Origin of the sequence: Pseudoalteromonas sp. UBA2102, assembly GCF_002331165.1 — a bacterium.
GTDB classification, from domain to species: Bacteria; Pseudomonadota; Gammaproteobacteria; order Enterobacterales; family Alteromonadaceae; genus Pseudoalteromonas; species Pseudoalteromonas atlantica.
The window spans coordinates 71,395-95,498 of record NZ_DCYU01000043.1; the positions used below are offsets into that span (position 1 = coordinate 71,395).

The following is a 24,104-nucleotide window of genomic DNA, read 5'->3' on the forward strand; positions in this document are numbered from 1 at the left end:
TTATATTTTTACTCAGCGCGCAGTTGAGTAATTGGCATTTAATAATGCATGTTAGCCATAGATTAAGGCAGCTAAGCTGCCTTAGGGTGTTGACTTAGTGGTAGGTTATTTACTTTGCAGGTGTATGCCAGCAATCATGCATCTAACCGAACCTCCCGCCGACTCTATGGTTGGTATAGGTAACGGAACAAGTTTAGCTGTTTTTTGTATTGCTGCTTTTTGCTCGGTTGTAAGTGCATTAAACGCCGTTTGTGAGAGTGCTAAAATACGACCATTTGTACCTTGTAACTCTATTGCGTTGCCGCAAAAGCTACTTATTTGCTCATTAGATAAGTTTATTACTTCTAAATGGCTTTGTATAAAATGGCTAGTTAATTGTTTGTGCTGACTATTTGGCACCATATTTAAGCTGATCATGGCAAACTCTGTGGCTACACACATTAATACATTAGTATGATAAACCGCAGTGCCTTGCTCATCGTAGGCGTTAAATACAACAGGTTTTAGCTTTAATTGCTCGCACACTGTATTAACCACGGTTTTAGTAGTGCGCTTAGATTCTACTGCATAAGCAAGCTTATGGGGGTGGTCAATAACAAGCGATCCTGTGCCTTCTAAAAATGCATTTTCTTTCGCTAAAAATGAATAATCAGTCACAGACAACACTTTATAGTGATTAGTCAAAAAATCAATAATATCTTTTCGATATTCTAACCTTCTGTTTTCTGCGTACATTGGGTACATAACTAGCTCGCCACTTTGATGGGTAGAAAACCAATTATTTGGAAACACAGAATCGGGCGTGTGTGTATGTTCGTCTTCAAAAAGATGAACCGTTACGCCCTCGTTTTGTAATAATTTAACCGCATTAGTGACTTCGTCAAAGGCAAGCTGGCTCTGGTTTTGTGAGTTACAGGTACTTTGAAACGTGTTGTCTAACATGGTTTGTGGGTTAGATGTAAAGTGATGCGGGCGCACCATCACCACCGCTGTTGGGGCTTGCTTTATGTGGCTCATGCGACTTGCTCTTGCTTAGGTGTTTTTGATGTTTGTGTACTATTAAGTACCGAAAATAAATTACGTGGATCAGCTTGTTGTGTAATTAAATCAAGTAGTTCAAACTCACCCGCAGCCACCAGCGCGTCTTTAATATACACCAGTGCGGTAAAGTCTTCGCTTGCAAAGCCTACCCCATCAAAAATAGTAAGCTCGTTGTTACTTGTACGCCCAGGTGTTTGTTTATTAATTACTTTATGAAACTCTGTTACGGCAAAGGTATCGCTCATTTGCTGTATTTCGCCCTCTATTCTGGTTTGCGGTTCGTACTCTACAAATACATTTGCGCGCTTTAATAATTGTGAATCAAGCTCTGTTTTACCAGGGCAATCGCCACCAATGGCATTTAAATGCACGCCCTGGGGGATCATATCGCTGGTTAAAATAGTGGCATTTTTTTTATCGGCTGTGCAGGTGGTAATAATGTGCGCGCCTTGTACGGCATCTTCTGCGCTATTGCATAGAGTTACATTTAAGCCGTAGCCACTTAAGTTGTTGTAGGCTTTTTGTGAGGCGTTTTTATCAATATCGTATAAACGAATGTGAGTAATGCCTAATACAGCTTTAAAAGCTAACGCCTGAAACTCAGACTGTGCACCATTACCAATTAATGTAAGTGTTGTTGAGTGCTTAGGCGCTAAATACTTTGCCACAAGCGCCGATGTAGCCGCTGTGCGTAAGGCTGTTAGTAAGCACATTTCGCTGATCATAACCGGATAGCCGCTATCAACATCCGACAAAATACCAAACGCGGCCACGGTTTGAAGTTCCTTAAAGGTGTTTTTTGGATGACCATTTACATATTTACAGCTAAACATTTTACCGTCGCTTACGGGCATAAGCTCTATTACGCCATCTGGAGAGTGCGCCGCATAACGTGGTGATTTATCAAATTCTTCCCAGCGAGCAAAGTCGTGTTCTAATCTTTGAGTAAGCTCAAGCAATACGTTTTCTATTCCGACTTTATTTATAAGTTTGGCCATTGCCTGTACGCTAACAAATGGAACACCTTGTTTAGGTTGTGCGATAAAATGACTCATAAATACCTCTTTAATGACTAAATAAATTAATTGAAATAAGTTTATAGGCCAGAGGTGTTACTTAAAATGCCAAAAGTTTATACAAATAATAGTATTTTTTATCAAATTGCTATGCATTAAAGTACAAATTTAGTAATTTGTAATAAACACATAACCCAAGGCGTTTTATGACCCCTTACATTTACGACTCATTAGATAACGCATTAATAGCCGAATTACGAAAAGATGGCCGCGCTTCTATTTCAGCCCTAGCCGATGTTTTAAAGGTGTCGCGCGGGACAGTGCAAAATCGCTTAGACCGTTTAGTCTCATCGGGCGCTATATTAGGCTTTACGGTGCGTGTACACGAACACATAGAAACCGAAGCTGTAAGAGCAATAATGATGGTTGAAGTGGTGGGTAAATCTACATCGCAGGTAATTAAAACCATGCGCGGCATACCAGAGCTAACAAAGTTACATACAACCAACGGCGCTTGGGATCTAGTGGCTGAAATACAGGCGGCAAATTTAGGTGAGTTTGATGGCGTACTCAGGCAAGTACGCGAAATAGAAGGCATTTTAAATAGCGAAACCAGTATATTATTGTCATCTACTTAGGTTTATTAACGCCATGTTTTACTTAAAGTATGTTAGGCAATACTCGGGTTCTGTATTAGGTATTGGAGTAGCTAATGAATAAGCTTTCTATTCGGTATTATTCGCAAGATATAAAGCGCCACCAGCACAATTACCATCAACTCGTTTTACCCCTACACGGGGAAATTTTTATAACGTTAAATAATGACTTTAAAACAACGGTGAGTACGGGCAGTTGTATCGTTATAGAGAAAAACGTAGTGCATGCCTTTACGGCCGATGAAGCCGCGCGTTTTATTGTGGCAGATTTAGACGTACTCCCTGAAAACCTTATTAACCTTTTATGCCCTAAAATCTCAATAGATAGCCGTTTATTAAGTTACTTACAGTTTATAGAGCAGCAACTGCTTGTTGTTAGCGATGAAAAGCTTACTAATTCAACTTTTGATTTATTTTACTTATTACTTTGTGAGCAAAGCAGCCACAGTAATATTGATAAGCGAATAGATAATGTAATAACCACTGTTAAGCAAAATTTAGCCTACCCCTACACGTTAAAAGAGCTGGCCGATATAGCCTGTTTAAGCGTTACACAATTTAAAACTGTGTTTAAAAAAAGTACCACTATGAGTGCGCTGCAATATTTAACTATGTTGCGAATGCAACACGCTCGCGCCCTTTTAACCCATTCAGACTTACCGATTGCTTTAGTAGGCGAGCGCATTGGTTATAACGATGCCTCTGCGTTTAGCCGCCGGTTTAATTTATATTTTGGACAGCCACCGAAGACGTTTGCAAAGCAGTAATATAGATAACCTCCACACGAGATAATAAATCAAACTCAGGCAGAGCGTAGGTTAAATAGCGTCAGAGCAAACAAGAACACCGTCTTTTTAGCATATTTTTAAAAACCTATATTGATACACTCAGTACCTAGTATTTACGGAGGGTAATTAATGGCAACACACATAGGGTTTTTAGCAATATTTTCGTGGGGGCTTTTAGCATTACTGGGTAATTTAACCAAAGCGCTCCCGGCTTTTCAGTTACTTTTTATGTGCTTTGCACTTTCTTTTATTATTTTATTAGTAAAACGTTTTGCTACAAAACAGCCATTATTAACCCCTCCTAAGCTTTCTAAAAAACAAATGATAATAGGTGTTACCGGCTTATTTGGTTTTCACTTTTGTTATTTTATGGCTTTAAAATACGGCCCTTTAATAGAGGTAAGCTTAATTGTGTACCTTTGGCCATTATTACTGGGTGTATTTGTGGCTAGCCCTAGGTCTAAATTTAAAGCAGTATTGGGCGGATTACTGGGGTTTTTAGGCACGCTTAGTTTAATTACCGATGGCAGTGGGCTATCTATCAATAGTGAGTATTACTTAGGGTATTTTTTTGCAGGATGCTGCGCAGTACTGTGGTCTAGTTATTCTTATTTAATGTCGCAATTTAATAGCCATGTAGATGACATAGGCTGGCTTTCGCTTATTGTGGCTGTGCTTGCCCTATGTGCACATTTTTATTTTGAAACAACCGTTATTAGTCTGTCTGTTTCACAATGGCTAGGCGTTATTTTATTAGGATTAGGCCCAGTGGGAGGTGCATTTTATTTATGGGATTATGGTTTAAGATTTGGTAACCGCTCGCTATTAGCTTCGTTAAGTTTTTTAACGCCGGTGCTTTCTACTTTTATTTTAATACTCGCCTCGCAGGCTCCCTTTAGTTGGTCAGTGTTTATTGCTTTAGCGCTTATTTTATTAGGCGCGGTAATTAGCAATAAAAAGCCATCTATAAATTTAAAAAAAGCAGAGCTTTAATTTTGCCACGGCACTTTACTAACGCTTAAACTTAAGTGGTAATTTAAATTTAAGCGTTAATACACAGCTACATAGCGTAGCTGTGTGCGTAATCTACTATACGTGCGTTTTGGCTTTTTAAATAAGCGCGGCCTGCTTTTACACCTAGCTTATGATCAAAGCGTAAATCGTCGTTTGAACTACCTAATAATTTACTATGCAGCTTTTCGTCTGCAAAAATTTGTATAATTTCTACATCACTAGGCGGGTTGGCAATAAACGTTAGCTCGTCTAGGTATGCTTGCTCGTGTTGAATCAAGTAATCAAGTGTTTTTGGGCAGTAGCCTGATGCACATGCAAATGTTCTAAGCTTTTGAACCCATGCAGTTTGCGCCTGAAAATGCTCATCAACGGTTCTAATTACCACGATTTTTCGTGCGCCACGGTTATAAGCTTCGCGTACAGGCAGTGGCGCAGCTAAGCCGCCATCTAAATAAAAATCTTCACTTGATTGCTCTGCAGCTAAATGCGCTTCGTTTGCCGCTTTTGTACCTAACCAAGGAGTAAGTTTAACGCCTTGTTTATACAAAAAAGGTAACGCGCTCGATGCTTTTAATAAATCGCGCCACTGCTTACCCTCGCCTGTAGGTGAAAGGTAATAGGCTTTTCTGTCGCGTGCATTGGTTGCCGTTATAAGCAGCTCTCGCTCACCTAGGCTGGTTTTTGCTGTTTTAAAATCAAGGGCTCTGTTTACTTCGGTGGTTTTTTCAAAGTACCAGTCTAAATCAACAATGTGCTTACCCATTAAACCACGCCCTAGTTGAAAAAAGCGTTTGTTACGCGAAAGCCCTCTAATTAAGCGTTTAGCGTAACCTTTTTGGCGCGCTAAATAGCTTGTTAAATTTTGCGAGCCGGCAGAGGTGCCAATAAATAAATCAAATGGGTCGTAGTTTTGCTCTAACCATGCATCTAATACACCGGCTGTGAATATCCCTCGTTGTCCGCCACCTTCAGCTATCAGAGCAACTTTTGGCTGCGCTGTATGAGTAACTGAATTAGCCGATGCGGTTGTTAGAGCGTTCACGGTGTACCTTCCTTTAATTTAATGATGTTTGGTTAATAACTACATTATAAAAAATAAAAGTGATGTCTTAAAATTGATTGTTTAAATCAGTTTGATTGAAAAAACAGAACGATAAATAATGCAAAATGGGCCTTATCCTTGGCAACCTAAGTATGTTTAATTATCGAAAGCGTTTGTTCAGACATCACTTAAAGTTAATAAGTTTGTATTCACTTTTAATGATGTCTACATAGTAGCAAGGCTTGTGTGTACGCTTGCTTAACTAAACACTTCCTTTTTTAATTAATGCTTTATTTCCATTAAAATTTCTAGAGCTCGGAGGCGTTTTTCGCTGTCGTAAACATCGTTGGTAAATATAAACTCATCCACTTCTAGCTCTTTAGCTATCATTTGTAATTTATGTTTTATACTCACATGCCCGCCAACAACGCTTAAGCTTAAAAAGTTTTCTACGTGGGCTCGCTCTTGCTCACTCCATAAACCTTCCATACTCTCTACCGGTGGCTTTAGCCACAGCTCTTTGCCGCGTATTAATTCAAGCACCCGTTGCTTTGAGGTGGTAGAAAGGTACTGCGCTTCTTCATCGGTTTCTGCTGCTACCAGCGGTAAGGCAAGCATTACATAGGGTTTATCGAGTACATTTGAGGCTTTAAATTCTCGCTTATATAGTGCGATGGCATCGTGTACAAAACGCGGTGCAAAGTGCCCTGCAAATACATAAGGCAACCCTTTTTGCGCGGCCAATTGGGCGCTAAACAAACTTGAGCCTAATAACCAAAGCGGTACGTTTGTGTCCTCCCCCGGAATAGCACGTATAGGGTGTGTGCCATTGTATGGGCCTAATAATGTTTGTAGCTCTGTTACCTCCCCCGGGAAGTTTTCTGCGCGGCTCATATCATTATTTAGCGCACGGCTGGTTACTGGATCACTACCTGGAGCGCGGCCAAGGCCTAAATCTATTCGTCCAGGGTATAAACTCTCTAACGTACCAAATTGCTCAGCCACAACTAAGGGAGAATGATTCGGCAGCATTATTCCGCCAGAGCCAACCCGTATACGCTGAGTTTTACCTGCAATGTGACCTACTAATATTGAGGTGGCAGCACAAATTATACCGGGCATATTGTGATGCTCGGCTAGCCAAAAGCGATTAAACCCTAATTGGTCGGCACGCTGGGCGTATTTAGTGGTTTTATTGAGCGTATGAGAAACGCTGTCCCCTTTGATCATGGGGGCAAGCTCTAATAACGAAAAGGGAATGGAAGATAACAAAATAGCAGCTCCTTAAAATGCATGCTAACAATGGGCTTCATCATCAGCATAAAAGACTTAAATGGGTCTGCTATTTATTCAATTCAAGTTAGGTAACGGATAAAAGCAAAATAGCGTTAGGCTGTTTTGCTCTAAGGTATTTATGCAAGCTCAGGGCTTTGCTGGCGCTCTTTTTTATAACCCTCTGAGTCTACGCCTTTTTTCCAATAACCAGAGGAAACTATATTACTGCGCGGTATATTACAATCCTGGGTAAGTAAGGTTTTTGCTTTACGTACTAACCCTGCCTCTAATGCCATAAATACAATAGGTGGCTCGTTTGTGTGTGGCAAATTGTTAAGCGCGCTGAGCATATCGGTATCCGGTGTATCTGTAATTAACCAATTAACATCACGCTGCGTTTGTAAATCAATAATGTCTTGCTCAGTAGGGGCATGCACAAACGCGTCAATTTTTGCGCTGGCGGGTAACTGCTGCATGTACCCTTTTATTGCATTAACTGAGGTTAAATCGCCTAGCAATACATAATGCGGATGCTGGTAATTATCAAGCTTTTTAGGGCCTGGGCCCGCTATGCCAACCTCGTCACCTACTTTTGCAATTATAGCCCATTGCGTAGCCGGACCTTGGTGCATGTTTATTACAAAGTCGAGCGTTAACGCGCCCGTTGCATCATCAACGTCTCTTATTGTGTAAGAGCGCATGCACGCGGTTTTTAAATTAAAATCAACTTTGCCATTTTGGGGAATAAGCACTTTTACATAGCTGCCAATATGCGCTTGCGTTAAATCCGAAAACTCATCTGAGCCTACAACAATGCGCTGTAAATGCGGTGTTATTTGTTCAGTACTTAGTACCGTAGCTTTGCGAACTTGTTTACCCATTTAAAATCACCTCGTTTAACAAAATAGTTAACTGCTTTTTAAAGCAAGCATTGCACAACGCCCCATTGGTTGATAAAATCAACTATAACAAACTAATTGATATTGTCAACCATTAGAGAGCTTATGAACACGCTTTTATCAAATACCCTATTTGAGCTGATGCAAAATTACCGCGTAACAATACGCGAGGCTATTAACGCAGGCGACCTTGGTATTAATGCTATGCACGTGCGTTGTATACACATTATTGCCAGTACATCTAACTGTACCGCTAACGACATTGTGACTAAAACACAGCGCGACAAAGCCCAAATTGCCCGCTTAATTAAAGATCTTATTGCGTTAAACCTTATTAATAAGCAAGCAAGTGAGCACGACAAACGCTGCTTTATTTTGTCGCTCACCGAACAAGGCAACACACTTTTTGATAAGTTATTAGCCTCTGAGCAGCAAATAAATGATCAAATGTGTAAAAACTTAAACCCGCAGCAAATCAAAGACTTTTTAGATACCGCGCAACAAATGATCAAAAACATGGCGTGATCTGTCTTTCATTTCTTGGCATAACTTACACAAAACGCATATACTGTACACTTATACAGTATATGCGTTTTAGGTTGTGTTATGTTTGTTATTCCCGTTTATATAGAAGCCGGTGTGTGTGGGTTTGAATCGCCCGCGGCGCAATACGCCGAGCTCGGTGTTTCTCTTGATGAGCTATTAATAAAGCACCCCGACGCCACCTTTATTGGTATTGCCTCGGGTAATTCCATGCAAGAGGTGGGGATTTTTGAAGGCGACTTACTGCTTGTAGACCGTGCTGAGCAAGCCGATAACGGCGATGTTATTGTTGCTAACTTAAATGGCTTATTTGTGTGTAAGCTATTAGATAAAACCAATGCACGGTTACTCTCTGCATCGCCTTTACATAAGCCGGTACAACTAACCTCAGCTGATGAGTTTCAGTTAGAGGGAGTGGTTACACTATCAATTAGAATGCACCGCCCAAGCCCTGAGCTATTAAAATGTACGCCTTAGTCGATGCCGTTGCATTTTATGCCAGTGCCGAAAAAGTGTTCGACCCCGCTATTCGCTCTAAACCTGTGGTGGTTTTAACTAATAACGATGGCTGCGTATGTGCAGTATGCCCGATAGCTCGGCGCTTAAACATTCCTAAATTTGGCCCTTATTTTAAAGTTAAGCACCTGCTTGAGCAACACAAGGTGATTGTACGTTCGAGTAACTATGAGTTGTACGCCGATTTAAGCGCCAAAATGATGAACGTAATTGGCCGCTTTTGCGACACACAATACATATACAGTATTGATGAGTCGTTTTTGCACTTTAATGGCTATACACCCCTTATACAAAACTGGCACGAGTACGGGCATACAATAAGGCGTACCGTTTGGCGCGAAACTAAACTCCCTGTGGGTGTTGGTTTTGGCCCAACCCCTACTTTGGCAAAAGCCGCTAACCATGCAGCTAAAAAGCTAAGCGGGTTTGATGGGGTGGCCGTTATAAATAACGAGCAAAGCCGCCAAGCAATTTTACAAAGAATGAGCTGCGCCGATGTATGGGGCATAGGTAAGCGCCTAGCTAAAAAGCTTAATATAATGAACATACATACCGCGTGGGATCTGGCACAGCAAAACCCTAAAACCATGCGCCGCGCGTTTAGTGTGGTGGTAGAGCGTACCGTGAGTGAGCTAAATGGTATAGCGTGCTTAACGTGGGACGATGTACGCCAAGATAAGCGAGAAATATATTCTACTCGCAGCTTTGGTGAGCGGATCTGTGAGCCAACTGCACTTAAAACCGCCCTTATTAACCACGTAACCACGGTTGCCAGTAAACTACGAGGGCAGCGCTCATTAGCAAAACAGCTTTATATATTTGCCGCCACTGGCAAACACGAAGACCGCTATTGTAAAAAGTCGTTTATATATAAATTTGCCACCCCCACTAACGATACCTGCGTAATGGCCAATGCTGTATCAGAAGTATTTACTCATATTTACCAACCAAGTGTACGGTTTTATAAATGTGGTGTAGGCGCTTTAGAGCTTACCTCGGTGCAGTATCAGCAAACTGATTTATTTAGCCAAAGTGCCGATAACCCTAAATTAATGCAGTGTCTTGATACAATAAACAACCGCTACGGAAAAGGCATACTCACCCTAGCCAGCAGCAAACTAAACCAAGGCTGGCATATGAACAGAGATTACTTATCGCCCCAATACACAACGCGCTGGCACGATATACCGCAAATTCATTGCAAGTAAGTTAATCAACTTGCCTTGTAAATGTGCATTCTACTGCGGGGGTATTCTGCGTATATTTGAGCGTTGTAACACTGGTAAACTTAATGCTTTGTCTGATGGTTTTTTCGTTATTGGGGTCAATACAGCGGCTCATTTTTAAGCTGTTATCAACACCATCACTTTTGTATTTATACGAGCTAGTTACAAAACAAAAATTTGGCTTTTTAGTTGTACGGGTGCCGTTGTGTAAACTTTCAAACGCAATATGCTCGCCTAATTTAAAACCCGCGTCTGGGTAAACTGGGTTAATTAAACTCAACTGACTATCCACACACAGTGGGGAGTTAGCAGTTACCACCTGGTAATCGCCAAGCATTGTTTTTAATAACGGTATAAAACGGCTTTTATTACTCGGCGTAACAGTTTTAGCAAAAAGTACATTACTTAGAAATAAACAGCTCATACATAATAAAATTTTACGATAACTCATTAAAATTCCAACTCATTACTAATAAAAATAGCATAACACACTCAACTCTATACTTACTTAAAATACATTTGGTTCATAAAAGAAAAAGCCCCTTGAATACATCAAGGGGCTTTTATCAATATAAGAATATATTTATTAGTAAGTGTTACTTAAAGCACTGCGCTCTTGTGTACACAACAGAAAATGCTAAAAGCAGCAACATGAAGGCTAATGAACCACCGCCACTGCCCTTTTCACTACTTGTGCCAGATGCATTAGTGACAGTCACAGCTAAACTTTGCTCAGTCTCACCTTCACCATCAGATACAATAAGCTTGAAGCCCAGCTCTGTAGTTTGCGACACACTCGGCGCTTTAAACTTAAGTGTGCTGGAGTCAACATCGCTTAGCGCCACTTCTACACCCATTGTTTGAACCCACTTAAAAGAAAGCTCTGAGGATTCTTTATCGGTTGCAGACGCTGTCACTGAAACTTCCTGACCTTCTTTAACCGAAACCGCAGATGTACTTAATTCTACACTTGGTAGCTGATTAACATGTAAAAAGCTAACGGTGTATACTTGCGTAAATTGCTCATAGCCATCTGATATCACTAACGTAATATCCGCATCAACCGTTTGCTCAAGCTCACCCACGGTAAGTACCGCTTTACCTTGAGTATCCTCAGCTGTAATAGATAACTGAGGGTGTTCAACACGCCATTCGTAAGATAACGTATCTCCATCAGGGTCAGTAGAGCCAGAAGCATCAAGCTCAATAGTAGCAAGCTCTTCTATCGTGGCCGGCATATCAACATCTAATACTGGCGCCTGATTTAGACTCTCCTGCGCTAGTTTTGCCACAACTTCAACAACCCCATTAACCTCTCCATCAAGGTCGAATGCGCTACCATCTGCGATTGCAAAGCTAAAGCAGCGTGAACACACTTGCTCATATACATTACCTGATAATACAGTGGCCGACTGCCAACCAGCAGCGGTTAGTACTCTTACTTGCATATCTGAGCTTAAAATTGCATTTACATACTCAGGTAGTGCAATTTCTGCGGTGCTTGATGAATTAGATAACGTAACACGAACGTTAATTACATCACTTTTAGCTTGGAAGTGAGGTTCTATTATATCTAAATCTGAGAAATAAGTGCTTAGTGCTTGTTCAGAAATAGACATATCAGCAATATAACCCGCTGCTAGAGCCTCTTTAATGCTACCTACAGCCAAGTGATTAAACTCATCAATACTGTGAGCACTATCACCTGAAGCTAAGATAGCTGTATTAGTAGTAGAAGTGCTATCTAGGTAATCAGCAATACCATCTTTATCACTATCACCTACCCCTTCTTCAATATCAGGTATACCGTCGCCATCAGTATCTAGCTCAGGGTCATCAAATATAACGCTATCAACAATACGTAAACTAGTTTGCTTAGTTGCTAGTAGTTCATCACCTTGTTTTACACGTAAAGTTAAATCTATATTATTGGTTTGCTCAGAAAGATTTGCGCTAAATGAAACATCCCACTGTGAATCAGCTGTTTTATAAATGTAAAAATCAACACCTGTGGGGCCAATAAGCTCAAGGGATACATCACTACCTGTACTAGGTAAATTTACTAACTTAATGGTGGCATTAAAGTCAGGTAAAGAACGCTGAATAGTTTTATTAACTGCTTTACCATTTTGATAAAAATCAGTAATAAACTGCGCCTGTGCCGCTTCACTTAAGTACACTAGCTGGCTGTTATCATTTTTGTCTATAAACGCATTACCATTAGATAGGACACTAATACTTGCTGCGCTACCTATAAATTCTCGCTCTAACTCAAGCTTAATAGGTCCATACTGATTAGTAGTAAAATACTGGGTGCTATTATTAGCTTGTAAATGAAAGCTAGAGTAACCGTATGGGTTAGCGCCGCTAATAAAAACATCTACAAGCACATTACCATTTTGATACACATACGTAGTAGGCTGAATACTGATTTCAGGGAAAATCATAGCCCTTACGTCGCCTGATACATGATTTCCAGCTTCATCAACAGCAGATACAGGAATAGATACATCACCCGTTCTAAATACAAAGCTATCATCAATTTCCAGAAGCGTTATAGCTGAAACACTATCGTAAATAACACGACTATCTAAAAGTGAATTTTTTATAGCCGTAATCGTGCTGCCATAAACACTAAAAGTATACGGTTGGATAATCGGGGCAGTTGTATCAACAAGTGTGACTGTTTGTATAGCCGATGTTTCGTTACCAACATTATCTCGTGCAATCCATGTAATCTGGTGCTCGCCAAGGGGCAAGTAAGACCCTGAGCTTGTGTATACTTGAGGCTCTAAATGGCCGTTATCCCTTGCCTCTGGAGTATATAGGCGGGTGAAATTAGTATTTTGTGAAGTCGCTTCAAGCGTAATCGGCTCAAGACTCGATATAAACTCAGGCGGACTATTTTCACCGCGGCTTGCATCATCTGGGTGGCTATCTTCACTGTCTTGAACACCATCACCATCTGAATCTGAGCTAAGCGGATTACCCGAAAGTTGATACTCTTGTAAATTAGTCAAACCATCATAGTCGGCGTCATAATTAGCGTCGTAGGGTTCTAAAGCATTTAGCCTATATTCAACTTCCCAAAAATCAGGAATACCGTCCGAATCATAGTCGCTGGTGAGGTCTATATCTGCAGACCAGGTAATGTTATCAACTGATAACGGTTGCTGCTGAAGGTATAAGTCCTCATATTTAACTTTAATAATGTTAAAACCATCATCTACCGGTAACAATAAACGAGACTGGCTACCACGATTTACATCTATAGGGCTACCATTTAAGCTTATTTGCAGCGCTGGAGAGTCATAAACCAAATAGTCTAAATTAATAAAACCGGCTTCAAATAACCCCGCAATGGCAAACCCCCCAACCTTGCTAGTAGGCGTTAATGCTAAGCTAAGGCTTGCATCGCCCAAAGTTGACCAACTTGTATTAGCTTGCCAACCCCAAGAGTTAACGGCAAGTTCGGTAAACTTAGCCGGAAGAAGGCCATCTTCAAAGCTTTCATTTAATTGCGTAAAAGATTGCACTAATGATGAAGCATCGTTAGCTAGACTCTGAGAGTAAAACTCCTGAATATTTGTATAACCATCTTCATCGTAATCTAAATTAGCATCTGCAGCATCTAAAGGTAAAAGATCATTACTTACCTCATAGCCATCACTTAGTTCATCACCATCTGTATCTGCTGAGGTTGGATTTGTTCCTAGGTTAAATTCTTCTAGGGCTGAAAGACCGTCAGTATCAGCATCAGATGCAGCATCACTTGCATCAAGGCGATTTAATCCATTAACTAATTCCCAGTAATCTGGCAGTTGATCGTTATCAGTATCTGTTAAATCAGTTGGAGAAAATAAAGCAAAGTTATCAAGCCATACAGTATCGGCACCGAATGAGACAGAACCGTCTTTATAATATTTAAATTCAATATTATGAAGCCCTTCGCTTAGGTTAAGCACAATAGACGTTGCTTCTGTGGTATTTGAATTACCTCGGTCATTACGCTCAAAAACGGGTTGTCCATCAATAGTAATACTTAAAAAATCGCAGCAAGACTCTGATTCAATTTTATAATCGAATGCTAATACACTCTCTTCAAATAAACCTGTTACGGTGAAGCTGCTAAACTGTGAGTGACTAATAACGCCTGAGCGAATACTTTGTATACCGTCGGTCGCAAAATCATTCGTAATAAACCAAGGAGCACTAGAACCTTCGGCTTCAACCATCCAACTAGGTAGTGCAGAGCCTTCAAAAGAGGTAGTGAGGTTTAAAGCAACAGGGAAAGAAGTATCTGACTGCGGATCAGTGTTTGCTAAATACTCGGTTAGATTTGAAAACCCATCATTATCTGCATCTTCTGCTGCATCAGACGAGCTGGTTAAATCTAAACTATTATTGTACTCCCAACCATCAGGGATAGTATCGCCATCTGTATCAGGGTTATTTGGTAAACCCGCGTTTAAAAACTCTAAAAGGTTAGATAAGCCATCCGCGTCAGCATCAAGTGATGCATCTTCACTATTATTTATATCAAGACCATGCTGTAATTCCCAAGAATCAGACATACCGTCATTATCAGCATCAGGAAAATTAGGCCCTATATATAAATTATCTATATATACAGCATCTGCAGGAGTAGAAACGGACAAATCTTTAGAATAAGTAAACTTAACAGTATTTAGTCCAGCAGGAACTTGGAAAGACGCGTCCTTCCACTCGCTTATTCCTGACTCATCTAAAACAATTGAACCATTAATATAAACAGTAAAATAGTCATAACCAACTTCTGTGTCTAATGCGTAGTTAAAGTTTACATAGCCTTGCTCGCTATTTAAAAAGCTAAACTCAACACTGGTTGATTGGTTGTCTGTAATGTCGTTATTAGTCAACACAAAGCCAGAATCTTCATTAATTTGAGTTGTTACCCAAGGCGTTTGTAAATTTGACGAAATAAGCAAATCTGGAACAGCTGCATCATCGAAGTCAAAGGTTGTTTCAGGAAAAACGACCGGCTCAGAGCTTGCGTCTGAAGGGTCACTGTTACCAAAGAACTCGATTACATTACTCCAGGTGTCTGAGTCTAAATCAAGTTGAGCATCATCTGCATTTAATGGGTTTAATGAAAACGAAACTTCCCAGCCATCAGACATGCGGTCAAAGTCAGAGTCTGCATTGTTAGGTTCAGTAAGGTATACATTAACTTCATCATAATCTGATAGATCATCTGAGTCGGTATCCGTTACATTAGGGAAAGTATTCGCTAAGTATTCTTCAAGGTTTGTTAAACCATCTTGGTCTAAATCAAGTCCAGCGTCATCAGCATTACTAGGATCTAATCCGTAAAACAGCTCCCAGTTATCATCCATTAAGTCGCCATCGGCATCTATAAACTGAATGTTATCGCAAGTAACGCCTACTTCATTAAATGCTACAATGACATCGTTAGCTTCATACCTTAAATCAATAGCAGAATTTATAGCACCACAGGCACCATCAATAAAATCACTAGAGTTAACCCAATAGTTTTGATTTGCAAAAAGCATTATCTCGAACGCTTTTTTAGGGTCCCAACCATCAGTGTTCGAAAGTAGGAAGAAAGCACGATTAAAAACACCACTACTAAAGTGAACATCCATACCTGAGTAATATTCACTTGCGTGGTCAATCGAAAGCCCATCTAGTGATGGCGTTTCAAAATAACGAAGTGCGGGGCTAGTTTTTGAAATATCAGCGCCAGATAACCAATCAGTCTCTGCGCGTAAAAAATACTCGGCTGTTTCACCCGCCATATCAGAGAAAGATTCGTTTATACCACCAGATTGTTCTGCATAAATTAAATTAGAGTTTTGACTAGTAAAACCATGGCTTACCTCATGAGATACGATATCAAGTGAAACCAACGGGTAAAACCTATCAGCGCCATCACCAAAGGTCATAGCCTGACCATTCCACGTTGCATTTTCCCAGTTGTTACCACTGTGAACACGCATCAATAATTGAAAAGTAAGCGGAGCCGTGTTGTACCACTGTTGATACATATCAAATACCGCAGTACCAAATGCATGGGCATCATTTAGCGGGGAGTAAGCTCCATTTACTTCTTTGTAAGTATTCCTATCACAGGCAAAAGAGTAAGCTTCACTTGGCTCAAAACCCGACTCCATGGTGACAGTTTTAACTTTCTCGTTTTCTAAAAAACACATCTCACCACGCTGTGTCACATCCAGTGCTTCAACGTCAGTGCCGTATTCATACTGCCCTATTTTTGTATTACCGCCAGGGCCTGTACCTTGGGCACTTTTAATATTATTCCACTGTTTAAATACACTGTAATCAGATTCACTTACTAAACCTATTGGCTTTTTTTCAACGCCATTTTCAAATACATTTAATTCAATTAAGCGAGCAAAATGTGCGACTCCGTTATCAATATAAACATAACGTTTGTTGTTTAATACTTGATAAGCGGTAGATTCATCAAGTTTAGCGTTTACTAAAATAGATTTAACCGCAGAAAATTCGTCAAACTGATTATTAGCCGTTTTATTTAAAGATATAGCATCGATATTTTTCGCAAAAAAACCACTTATGTGTTGATTGCTAGATTGCACTCGTATTTGCTGCCCCCAAATAGGCACGCCTGCAAAAAACTGCTGCATCTTTTTAGCTGATGACCGAGTTTGTTTTGCATTTAAGGCTTGAGGAGTATCTAACTCAATAAAGTAAGAATGGGTGGATGCCTGATTAGTTAAACCTACGCTTTGATTTAAAAGTAAGTTAACTTCTGATAAAGATGATTTGTTTACTCGTTGCGAAACCGCCGCGTGTGCACTTAGCGAATTTAAAAAGCAAAACGCTATCAATCCTGATGAGAGTGTTTTATACATAACATTCCTATGTCGTATATTGTTATTATTCAGTGTCTGTTCATTTAAAAACACATTAATGTAACATAACTATTAACATAGAGTCATTTAAAAAAGTGAATAAATGGGTACGATTGTGAACAACTGTGAAAGGAAAATTCAAGATGGTGGCGTTAAATGCAACCATCTTGAATGTAAATAACGTTGAATATTACTGCCAGTATTTTGCAAATAATTGCGGATAGCTTTGTTTTAAAAACTTGGGTTTGTCTTTAAAGCGTTTACCTGCCGGTTGCTCGCCTGAGGGTACAAAAGGTAATTCGTCGTCGTTACGCTCTTCAAATAATAAACCGGCTATTAAGTCGTATTCATCAATATAAGGGTAAGGTTGCTCATTTAAATAATACACAGGGGAGCACTGTGCTAGTGAGTCGGCATTGCTTAATGCGTTATTAAATACCGTCTCCCCGCGGGAGATGAGCCAGCACCTAAATTCGCTAAAACCGTATTCGTCGTTACAGCCAGCCATAACAAATGCAGCACCAAATAAATCCCAGGTAAAACATTTGCGCATGTGAATACCAAAAAATTTATCAAAAGCAATGAGCTGCTCGTCAGTTAAATCGCTCAATTTAGCTTTTAAGTTGTCGCTTACGCTTTGTGGGTCGAGCCCTAACTCAGGCGTGGTCACTAAATCCCAAAATTCCTGCTCTGTTAACGCTGTCATTATAAAATCTCTTTTACTCGGCCGACTTGACCATCTTCTAGGCGTACTTTAATACCATGCGGGTGATTAGGTGATTTAGTTAATAAACGCTCAACTACACCTTGAGTCAATGTGCCGCTGCGTTGATCTTCTTTTAATACAATATTTACGGTTGTACCTGGTGTGATTTGCGAACGCGATGGAACAGCCATGCTTTACATCCTAAAAATAATTTTGGTAATTATAACGTCCATAGCTAGGCAAACCAATGTTAATCAACTAAAAACGCTATTTGCTTAGCCGCTACCGGTAAGCTTATTTTGCTAAGCTCAGCGTGAATAATATCGACTAACTGACAAAAATGCGCTTCGGTGTCGTTATAGGCTATATCATCTTCAAAATAGCAGCTTATGTTTAGTGACTTTGCTTCATTTTTTAAATCAATGGTGTGAGTTAAATAAGCAAAACCATCATGAGTCGCTTTTATTTGCTCACAGGCGTTGGTGAGGGCTTGGCGTATTTGTTTATCACGCAATTTTTGTGTTTTAGTCATAAATTATTGTGTTTGTTCACTTTGCTGTTTTTTATACTCTTCAAAATTTTTATCTTGATTTTCAAGGCACTCGTAATATTCTTTATCGGCTTTATAATTACATTCATCTAAACGTGCTGATTGAATTTCGTGAAAGCGAGCGTCGGAGCTGCACCCAGCAAGTACCGAAAATCCCACAAACAGCAATGCGCTTTTAGTTATTTGACTGATTAACATTAGAATTCCTTACACTTTCGTTATCGAAAGCAACAATATTATTGTATATTAGCGTCATAAAAACCTGACTTTGCATAGGACCCATAATTATGATGTCGCAGTTACAAAAGCTGTTTCAGCGTATAGACAAAAGCAAGATATTTCAATCATTTGTTATAGCTGTCATTGTTGTTTCTGCCCTCACCGTAGGTGCTCATACATATTCTCTTCACCCCACTGTAGAATTTATTCTAAATTGGATGGATGTAGGGATCACAGCTTTCTTTTTAATCGAACTCATTATTCGCTTTATTGCAAGTAAAGGAATAAAAGACTTCTTTTCAAAGGGCTGGAATATATTCGATACCATTATTGTACTTGGCAGCTTATACCCAGCTGCAGGCTCAACCATGTTACTTGCCCGATTGCTGCGTATATTTAGGGTACTGCGTTTAGTATCTATGATCCCAGAGCTGCGTTTGCTTGTAAATTCGTTGCTTAAAGCCATTCCGCAAATGGGCTATATAGCACTGCTTATGTTTGTTATTTTTTATATTTACGCAGCCATGGGCAGTATGATGTTTGCCGATATTAACCCGGTACTTTGGCAAGATGTATCCATTTCAATGTTGACGCTATTTAGGATAGCTACCTTTGAAGATTGGACCGACATTATGTACGAAACCATGGCGGTGTACGAGCTGAGCTGGATTTACTACCTCACGTTTATCTTTTTAACTGCGTTTGTGTTTTTAAACATGATGGTAGGTGCCATTTTAGAAGTAATGAGCGAGGAGCATCGAAATGCCCGTGAGCTAAAAGCGGATAATAACTCACTTCCTGCAACGCAGGGACAAGTGGTTGAACTACAAGCGCAAATAGCTGAGCTAAAAACGTTATTAAGTAAAACCTCAGATATTACCAACTCCAATAAATAGCTGATCTATTTTACTTGCTAAAACTTAAAAAGCCCTTTGTATTGAGTTAATACAAAGGGCTTTTAGTTACTCACCTTGTTGTTCTTGCGTGCTTTCAAACGAAATAACATTATCAACCTTCATTTTAAATGCTTCAAAAAACGCATTTTTTAATACCGAAATCACGGCTTCAAAAGTAGATACATCAGCGTTATCTAACTGCCCGTCTATGGGCACCCGAGCAGCCACCAGCTTTGACTCGTCGTTTTCTAATAACGAGCTGAGTAAATCAATACTGCCTTCAAAAATAGCGGTAAATAGACCGTCATCATCTTTTTCTATATCTTCGCGCCACGAAAAAACACTTAAATCGTGCACACCCGCTTTTACATATCCATTTAAGTTATTATTGTTAGCGGCCAATTCCATTGCGCCATCTATTCCGCCGGCTTCAATGTCAAATGGGGTATACACTTTAAAAACAGTTTCGAGATTTTTAACCGAAAAACGCTGCACTTCAACATTAAAATCAAAATTAGCTTTATCACTAAAAGGGTCCAATTTACCATTTAAAGACAGCTTAGCTTCGCCCATTAGCTGCCCTTCTACTTTTAAACTCGTAACTAAAGTTTTAGAGAGGTTTTGTGCATTGGTAATATTGTTAATGTTAGCGTTTATATTTGATACGTAAGTAGGCTGCTCTCCTTCGCTGGTGGCGTTAACTAAGGTTACTTTACCATTGTCTATACGTAGCGTATCAATTGAAAAAGGCACGAGATCATTAGCAAGGCCTACCCACGTGGTTTCATCTTTCACCTGTTGATTTTGTTCAGCGGTAGTTGGGTCTTTATCGTAAATAACAATTTCTGGGCGGGTAAAAGCCATGTTGGTGACAAAATTACCGTTTAATAAAGCAGACCACGCAAGCGAAAAATCAAGTGTATCTATAGACAGTAACGGCTTAGGCACCTGCGTGGCATCTACCGCGTAAATTTCTACCTCATCAACAGCGTAAGCGCCTCGGTATAAGTACAAATCAACATCACCCACATGCCCTGTTATGCCTTGAGTTTGTTCAAGCTGCTGATTTACATAATATTGAACCGCATAAGGGGCTAAAGCTCTGAGTAAAATTAACCCCAAGGCTGTAAACACTAAAGCATAAAACCATTTTTTGCGTGTATTTTTAAAAGTAGAAGCCATTATCTATCCTTATGTGAAGGCTTAGCATCTCGGCATAAGTAAAAAATACCTGCATAAGTGAATTAAGTACCCACAAAACAGCGAAAACCGAGCGAATAAAGGTGTAATAGATCAGTACGAGCAAAAGCTATACCAAAAAAAGCAATTCATAGGAGTTGTGGGTACACACAATACATAAATATTTACAAATAGAATTTTTAAATACATAGCTTTACTCGAATTCCCAAGCAACCTCAACTACAGTAAAAAGTAACTAACACAAGAACATATAACCTATGAGCCCAGTCTTTTTTATTTTAATTACTCTTTTACTAACCAGTATTGTTTGGTCAGTTATATTTTTAATGGCGTGGTATACGTTAGGGAAAAAATCATATTCGTTATTTTGGGCCTGCGCATTTATGTGCTCTGCGTGTCAATGGGGTACAATATTATTGCGGCCCTACTTCGAATCAGAAACCTTCTATTGGCTACTGGCTGTTAGCTTTTCTATGGGGTCTGTCATTTTGGGAACATGGGGACACAGTATACGTGCCCGAAGCCCTATCAAAATCGATTATTTGTTGGCTTTAGCCGTGATTACGTTAGCTGCAGTTTATTATTATAAAGCCGTGAACGTTCATGTTGGTTTGTTTATGTCTTTATATATTTATTACGATATTTTACTGCTGCTAATAAACGCCGTCATTATAATAAAACATAAACCTAAGTCGCTACCCGCTGAAATTGGGGCTGCCATTACTTACACTTTGTGCGGCGTATGTTTATTTATTGCGGCCACTATCGCACTAATGCAAGGCAGCCAGGTTAACCAAGCTTACTTAGATTTATATACACTCATTAATTTTATAACAGTCCCAACTGCACATGTTGGTATGGCTGTATTTATTATTTTTATAATGGCCTCAGATTTAGCGCAAGAAATGCAAAAACTCGCCATGACCGACGTACTCACACAATGTATAAACAGACGTGGTTTTTACGACGTTGGCCAAAAAAAGCTTGAAAATAAATTAAGCTGCGAACAACACGTATCGCTTATATATTGGGATATAGACTCGTTTAAAAATATAAATGATGAATACGGCCATGCGGGTGGAGATGAAGTACTAATCCAAGCAACAAAACGGGTAAGAGCGTGTTTAAATAAAGAAGATATATTTGCCCGTATAGGCGGAGAAGAATTTGTAATACTGATAGCCAGAGATTCAGAGCTAAAAGCAAAGCAATTTGCCGATACTCTACGTACTACTCTTGCAAGCAAGCCCATTGAATACAAACAACAATTTATAAATGTTACAGCAAGCTTTGGCGTTATAGGCATTAAACGTGCAACTATTCAAATAGACAAAGCGATAGATTTAGCAGATAAAGCGTTATACATAGCAAAACACGAAGGAAAAAATAAAGTAGTATGCAATGTCACTTAACTAAAATAATAAAAAAAGGGGTTAGCAATACGCTAACCCCTTTTTAATATACACTTTTAAATGCAGAAATTATTCACCGTCTACAATGATGCGAAGCATACGACGAAGTGGCTCTGCTGCGCCCCATAACAGCTGATCGCCCACGGTAAATGCGCTAATGTATTTAGGACCCATGGCTAATTTACGAATACGACCAACAGGAATACTTAAAGTACCTGTTACTTTAACTGGGGTTAAGTCAGTTGCACTAATTTCGCGCTCATTAGGGATAACTTTAACCCACTCGTTATGCGAAGCTAAAATTTCTTCAATTTTTTCTACGCTAATGTCTTCACGTAATTTAATGGTCATCGCTTGGCTATGACAACGCATTGCACCAATACGTACACATAAACCATCAATTGGCACAGGCTGTTTAGAAGAGCCTAAAATTTTGTTCGCTTCAACCTGAGCTTTCCACTCTTCTTTAGACTGGCCACTTGGCATTGGTACGTCAATCCAAGGAATTAAGCTACCGGCTAGCGGCACACCAAATTGGTCTTGTGGTAAATCGCTTGAAGCCATTTTTTCGCTCACTATTTTATCAATTTCTAAAATAGCTGAACTTGGATTATCTAGTTGCTCGGCAACACTTGAATGAATAGCGCCCATTTGTGCAATAAGCTCTTTCATATTACGAGCGCCGGCACCAGAGGCCGCTTGGTAAGTCATTGGGCTTACCCACTCAATCAGGTCTTGCTCAAACAAACCACCTAAAGCAAGTAGCATTAACGATACGGTACAGTTACCGCCTACAAAAGTTTTTACGCCTTGCTCTAAACCTTGTTCAATGACATCTTTATTTACAGGGTCAAGTACAATAATGCTGTCATCAACCATACGAAGTGCAGAAGCTGCATCAATCCAGTAACCATCCCAACCCGATTCGCGTAATTTAGGGTAAACCGCTTTGGTATAATCACCACCTTGGCAGGTAACAATAATATCCATTTTAGCAAGTTCATTTACATCACTTGCATCTAATAACGGTTTTGCGTCGCCAGCAATATCAGGGCCGAGTTGCCCAGCTTGTGAGGTGGTGAAAAAGGTGGTGTCGATATGTGCAAAATCACTTTGCTGCTGCATACGTTCTAATAACACAGAGCCAACCATGCCACGCCAACCGACTAATCCTACTTTTTTCATTGTTTTTTCCACTGTTTGATTCATAAAAGATGCCTTAATACATTAAAAATTAAAATTCATTGCGTGAGAATTAATTTTTATTAAAACCAATCATATGAAGTTATTAATCATTTATAGCGGCAAATAAATAGCAAGATAACCAGCCATAAATTTTTATATGTAGCTGTTCTGCATCAAAAATTTATAACGCCGTTCGCGCTTTATTGAGCACACTAGAATGACTAGTTATTTAAATCGATTAGTATAAAGCTAACCTAACACCCCAAGCGCCCTAAAACTAGTGAATAAAGCGAAACTTAAATATTTTTCATAGTCATAAAAAAGCCCTGTATTAAATACAGGGCTAATCGGTAGTTAGGTTTTATTATATCCCCCTTCCTTGGGAAGAAAATTAAAACTCGTAGCTGTAACTTAAATCAAACGTTACACCTTGCTCTTTTGAGCGCACTATAATGTCTGATTGTGTTACCTCTTGATCTTCATCGAGTAAGTTTTTAACTTTAAACTTAATCTTAGAATTAAAATCAGGGTAATAAGTATAAACTAAATCAAGTGAGTGAAATGGCTGCTCATACGCGTCATCTCTATTAGCAACACCCGCTGCTAAAATTCGCTCACCAAATACGTTATAAACTAATGAACTGCTGTGCATGCCATCTAACGAATCGTAGTTTAATTGTAAATTAACTACATATTCAGAGTGGCCTGTCATACGTTTTTTAGGATTAGTTAATGTACCCGCAAGTGCTGGGTCAATAGATGCTTCAGAATCACTTAATGTGATATTACCGCTAGTAAATAGGCCTTCACTTACAAATGTTAAGTCTTGTAGCCATTCAGCTTCAATACCATAAACTTCTGCTGTTTCACCATTTATAAACGATGCTGAGTAATCTTCATCACCAATGTTTAAAACTGTTTCAATTGGCGCTGTAATATCTTTATAAAACGCCGCTACGCTAAATGAATTACCGGCTTGTCCGTAATATTCATAACGTAAGTCGTAGTTTTTAATTGGGCTACT

General features: G+C 39.5%; 22 protein-coding genes. 8 read left to right on the plus strand and 14 right to left on the minus strand.

Annotated features, from left to right (window positions below; translation table 11 throughout):
* Positions 1-105: 105 nt before the first annotated feature.
* Positions 106-1,017 carry a citrulline utilization hydrolase CtlX gene (ctlX, locus tag B2R65_RS05445; protein ID WP_004586318.1) on the minus strand — a complete coding sequence of 304 codons (912 nt, stop codon included), beginning with the start codon at positions 1,015-1,017 and terminating at the stop codon, positions 106-108.
* Positions 1,014-2,096, minus strand: a complete 1,083-nt coding sequence (locus tag B2R65_RS05450; RefSeq protein ID WP_286741501.1) for an ornithine cyclodeaminase — start codon at positions 2,094-2,096, stop codon at positions 1,014-1,016. The genes ctlX and B2R65_RS05450 overlap by 4 nt, the downstream gene beginning before the upstream one ends.
* Before the next feature lie 167 nt (positions 2,097-2,263).
* Between B2R65_RS05450 and B2R65_RS05455 the strand changes: the two genes are divergently transcribed.
* From B2R65_RS05455 to B2R65_RS05465, 3 genes are all read left to right on the plus strand, one after another.
* Positions 2,264-2,695 (plus strand): Lrp/AsnC family transcriptional regulator, encoded by a 432-nt coding sequence (locus B2R65_RS05455; protein WP_004586320.1) that lies wholly within the window; start codon positions 2,264-2,266, stop codon positions 2,693-2,695.
* Positions 2,696-2,769: 74 nt separating this feature from the next.
* Positions 2,770-3,480, plus strand: coding sequence for an AraC family transcriptional regulator (locus tag B2R65_RS05460; protein WP_286741504.1), 711 nt, complete (start codon positions 2,770-2,772; stop codon positions 3,478-3,480).
* A 150-nt stretch (positions 3,481-3,630) separates the two neighbouring features.
* Positions 3,631-4,494, plus strand: coding sequence for a DMT family transporter (locus B2R65_RS05465; RefSeq protein WP_286741506.1), 864 nt, complete (start codon positions 3,631-3,633; stop codon positions 4,492-4,494).
* A 67-nt stretch (positions 4,495-4,561) separates the two neighbouring features.
* Here the strand turns inward: B2R65_RS05465 and B2R65_RS05470 are convergent, their stop codons facing one another.
* The 3 genes from B2R65_RS05470 to B2R65_RS05480 form a co-directional block, all read right to left on the minus strand.
* Positions 4,562-5,557, minus strand: a complete 996-nt coding sequence (locus tag B2R65_RS05470; RefSeq protein ID WP_029772994.1) for a patatin-like phospholipase family protein — start codon at positions 5,555-5,557, stop codon at positions 4,562-4,564.
* Positions 5,558-5,839: 282 nt separating this feature from the next.
* Positions 5,840-6,829: an LLM class flavin-dependent oxidoreductase gene (locus tag B2R65_RS05475; protein ID WP_286741508.1), complete on the minus strand. Its 990-nt coding sequence runs from the start codon at positions 6,827-6,829 to the stop codon at positions 5,840-5,842.
* Positions 6,830-6,969: 140 nt separating this feature from the next.
* Entirely contained in the window at positions 6,970-7,713 is a 744-nt protein-coding gene (locus B2R65_RS05480; RefSeq protein WP_286741509.1) for a siderophore-interacting protein, read from the minus strand.
* Between the two features lie 123 nt (positions 7,714-7,836).
* Here B2R65_RS05480 and B2R65_RS05485 point away from each other — a divergent pair, with 123 nt between their 5' ends.
* The 3 genes from B2R65_RS05485 to B2R65_RS05495 all read left to right on the plus strand — a co-directional run bounded on the left by B2R65_RS05485 (position 7,837) and on the right by B2R65_RS05495 (position 9,998).
* Positions 7,837-8,256, plus strand: a complete 420-nt coding sequence (locus tag B2R65_RS05485) for a MarR family winged helix-turn-helix transcriptional regulator (protein WP_004586326.1) — start codon at positions 7,837-7,839, stop codon at positions 8,254-8,256.
* 81 nt (positions 8,257-8,337) lie between these two features.
* Entirely contained in the window at positions 8,338-8,751 is a 414-nt protein-coding gene (locus B2R65_RS05490; protein ID WP_004586327.1) for a S24 family peptidase, read from the plus strand.
* Positions 8,739-9,998 carry a Y-family DNA polymerase gene (locus B2R65_RS05495; RefSeq protein WP_286741512.1) on the plus strand — a complete coding sequence of 420 codons (1,260 nt, stop codon included), beginning with the start codon at positions 8,739-8,741 and terminating at the stop codon, positions 9,996-9,998. The genes B2R65_RS05490 and B2R65_RS05495 overlap by 13 nt, the downstream gene beginning before the upstream one ends.
* Before the next feature lies 1 nt (position 9,999).
* Here the strand turns inward: B2R65_RS05495 and B2R65_RS05500 are convergent, their stop codons facing one another.
* The 6 genes from B2R65_RS05500 to B2R65_RS05525 all read right to left on the minus strand — a co-directional run bounded on the left by B2R65_RS05500 (position 10,000) and on the right by B2R65_RS05525 (position 18,366).
* Positions 10,000-10,467: a hypothetical protein gene (locus B2R65_RS05500; protein WP_054981966.1), complete on the minus strand. Its 468-nt coding sequence runs from the start codon at positions 10,465-10,467 to the stop codon at positions 10,000-10,002.
* A gap of 145 nt (positions 10,468-10,612) precedes the next feature.
* Positions 10,613-16,912: a M4 family metallopeptidase gene (locus B2R65_RS05505; RefSeq protein ID WP_286741514.1), complete on the minus strand. Its 6,300-nt coding sequence runs from the start codon at positions 16,910-16,912 to the stop codon at positions 10,613-10,615.
* Positions 16,913-17,102: 190 nt separating this feature from the next.
* A complete protein-coding gene (locus B2R65_RS05510; protein ID WP_096043004.1) occupies positions 17,103-17,618 on the minus strand; it encodes a DUF4240 domain-containing protein in 516 nt (171 codons plus the stop codon).
* Entirely contained in the window at positions 17,618-17,809 is a 192-nt protein-coding gene (locus tag B2R65_RS05515; protein ID WP_004586332.1) for a YwbE family protein, read from the minus strand. Before B2R65_RS05515 ends, B2R65_RS05510 begins: the two co-directional genes overlap by 1 nt.
* A 59-nt stretch (positions 17,810-17,868) precedes the next feature.
* Positions 17,869-18,150 (minus strand): hypothetical protein, encoded by a 282-nt coding sequence (locus B2R65_RS05520; protein ID WP_286741517.1) that lies wholly within the window; start codon positions 18,148-18,150, stop codon positions 17,869-17,871.
* A gap of 3 nt (positions 18,151-18,153) precedes the next feature.
* Positions 18,154-18,366 carry a hypothetical protein gene (locus B2R65_RS05525; protein WP_004586334.1) on the minus strand — a complete coding sequence of 71 codons (213 nt, stop codon included), beginning with the start codon at positions 18,364-18,366 and terminating at the stop codon, positions 18,154-18,156.
* A gap of 89 nt (positions 18,367-18,455) precedes the next feature.
* Here B2R65_RS05525 and B2R65_RS05530 point away from each other — a divergent pair, with 89 nt between their 5' ends.
* Positions 18,456-19,283: an ion transporter gene (locus B2R65_RS05530; protein WP_004586335.1), complete on the plus strand. Its 828-nt coding sequence runs from the start codon at positions 18,456-18,458 to the stop codon at positions 19,281-19,283.
* 66 nt (positions 19,284-19,349) lie between these two features.
* On the opposite strand, the gene B2R65_RS05535 is transcribed toward B2R65_RS05530, so the two are convergent.
* Positions 19,350-20,465 carry a DUF748 domain-containing protein gene (locus B2R65_RS05535; RefSeq protein WP_286741519.1) on the minus strand — a complete coding sequence of 372 codons (1,116 nt, stop codon included), beginning with the start codon at positions 20,463-20,465 and terminating at the stop codon, positions 19,350-19,352.
* Between the two features lie 635 nt (positions 20,466-21,100).
* On the opposite strand from B2R65_RS05535, the gene B2R65_RS05540 reads away from it, so the two are divergent.
* On the plus strand, positions 21,101-21,895 hold the full coding sequence (locus B2R65_RS05540) for a GGDEF domain-containing protein (RefSeq protein ID WP_286741520.1): 795 nt from the start codon (positions 21,101-21,103) through the stop codon (positions 21,893-21,895).
* Between the two features lie 69 nt (positions 21,896-21,964).
* Here the strand turns inward: B2R65_RS05540 and asd are convergent, their stop codons facing one another.
* Together asd and B2R65_RS05550 are read right to left on the minus strand one after the other, a co-directional pair.
* Positions 21,965-23,104, minus strand: coding sequence for an aspartate-semialdehyde dehydrogenase (gene asd, locus B2R65_RS05545; protein WP_039972138.1), 1,140 nt, complete (start codon positions 23,102-23,104; stop codon positions 21,965-21,967).
* A 367-nt stretch (positions 23,105-23,471) separates the two neighbouring features.
* On the minus strand, positions 23,472-24,104 hold a 633-nt coding region (locus tag B2R65_RS05550), incomplete at its 5' end, for a TonB-dependent receptor domain-containing protein (protein ID WP_286741521.1).

What these genes read in the sequence shown, in the direction of transcription:
- ctlX (WP_004586318.1), bottom strand. Translation starts at nt 1,017, where the DNA reads ATGAGCCACATAAAGCAAGCCCCAACAGCGGTGGTGATGGTGCGCCCG.
- B2R65_RS05450 (WP_286741501.1), bottom strand. Translation starts at nt 2,096, where the DNA reads ATGAGTCATTTTATCGCACAACCTAAACAAGGTGTTCCATTTGTTAGC.
- B2R65_RS05455 (WP_004586320.1), top strand. Translation starts at nt 2,264, where the DNA reads ATGACCCCTTACATTTACGACTCATTAGATAACGCATTAATAGCCGAA.
- B2R65_RS05460 (WP_286741504.1), top strand. Translation starts at nt 2,770, where the DNA reads ATGAATAAGCTTTCTATTCGGTATTATTCGCAAGATATAAAGCGCCAC.
- B2R65_RS05465 (WP_286741506.1), top strand. Translation starts at nt 3,631, where the DNA reads ATGGCAACACACATAGGGTTTTTAGCAATATTTTCGTGGGGGCTTTTA.
- B2R65_RS05480 (WP_286741509.1), bottom strand. Translation starts at nt 7,713, where the DNA reads ATGGGTAAACAAGTTCGCAAAGCTACGGTACTAAGTACTGAACAAATA.
- B2R65_RS05485 (WP_004586326.1), top strand. Translation starts at nt 7,837, where the DNA reads ATGAACACGCTTTTATCAAATACCCTATTTGAGCTGATGCAAAATTAC.
- B2R65_RS05490 (WP_004586327.1), top strand. Translation starts at nt 8,338, where the DNA reads ATGTTTGTTATTCCCGTTTATATAGAAGCCGGTGTGTGTGGGTTTGAA.
- B2R65_RS05495 (WP_286741512.1), top strand. Translation starts at nt 8,739, where the DNA reads ATGTACGCCTTAGTCGATGCCGTTGCATTTTATGCCAGTGCCGAAAAA.
- B2R65_RS05500 (WP_054981966.1), bottom strand. Translation starts at nt 10,467, where the DNA reads ATGAGTTATCGTAAAATTTTATTATGTATGAGCTGTTTATTTCTAAGT.
- B2R65_RS05505 (WP_286741514.1), bottom strand. Translation starts at nt 16,912, where the DNA reads ATGTATAAAACACTCTCATCAGGATTGATAGCGTTTTGCTTTTTAAAT.
- B2R65_RS05510 (WP_096043004.1), bottom strand. Translation starts at nt 17,618, where the DNA reads ATGACAGCGTTAACAGAGCAGGAATTTTGGGATTTAGTGACCACGCCT.
- B2R65_RS05515 (WP_004586332.1), bottom strand. Translation starts at nt 17,809, where the DNA reads ATGGCTGTTCCATCGCGTTCGCAAATCACACCAGGTACAACCGTAAAT.
- B2R65_RS05520 (WP_286741517.1), bottom strand. Translation starts at nt 18,150, where the DNA reads ATGACTAAAACACAAAAATTGCGTGATAAACAAATACGCCAAGCCCTC.
- B2R65_RS05525 (WP_004586334.1), bottom strand. Translation starts at nt 18,366, where the DNA reads ATGTTAATCAGTCAAATAACTAAAAGCGCATTGCTGTTTGTGGGATTT.
- B2R65_RS05530 (WP_004586335.1), top strand. Translation starts at nt 18,456, where the DNA reads ATGATGTCGCAGTTACAAAAGCTGTTTCAGCGTATAGACAAAAGCAAG.
- B2R65_RS05535 (WP_286741519.1), bottom strand. Translation starts at nt 20,465, where the DNA reads ATGGCTTCTACTTTTAAAAATACACGCAAAAAATGGTTTTATGCTTTA.
- B2R65_RS05540 (WP_286741520.1), top strand. Translation starts at nt 21,101, where the DNA reads ATGTCTTTATATATTTATTACGATATTTTACTGCTGCTAATAAACGCC.
- asd (WP_039972138.1), bottom strand. Translation starts at nt 23,104, where the DNA reads ATGAATCAAACAGTGGAAAAAACAATGAAAAAAGTAGGATTAGTCGGT.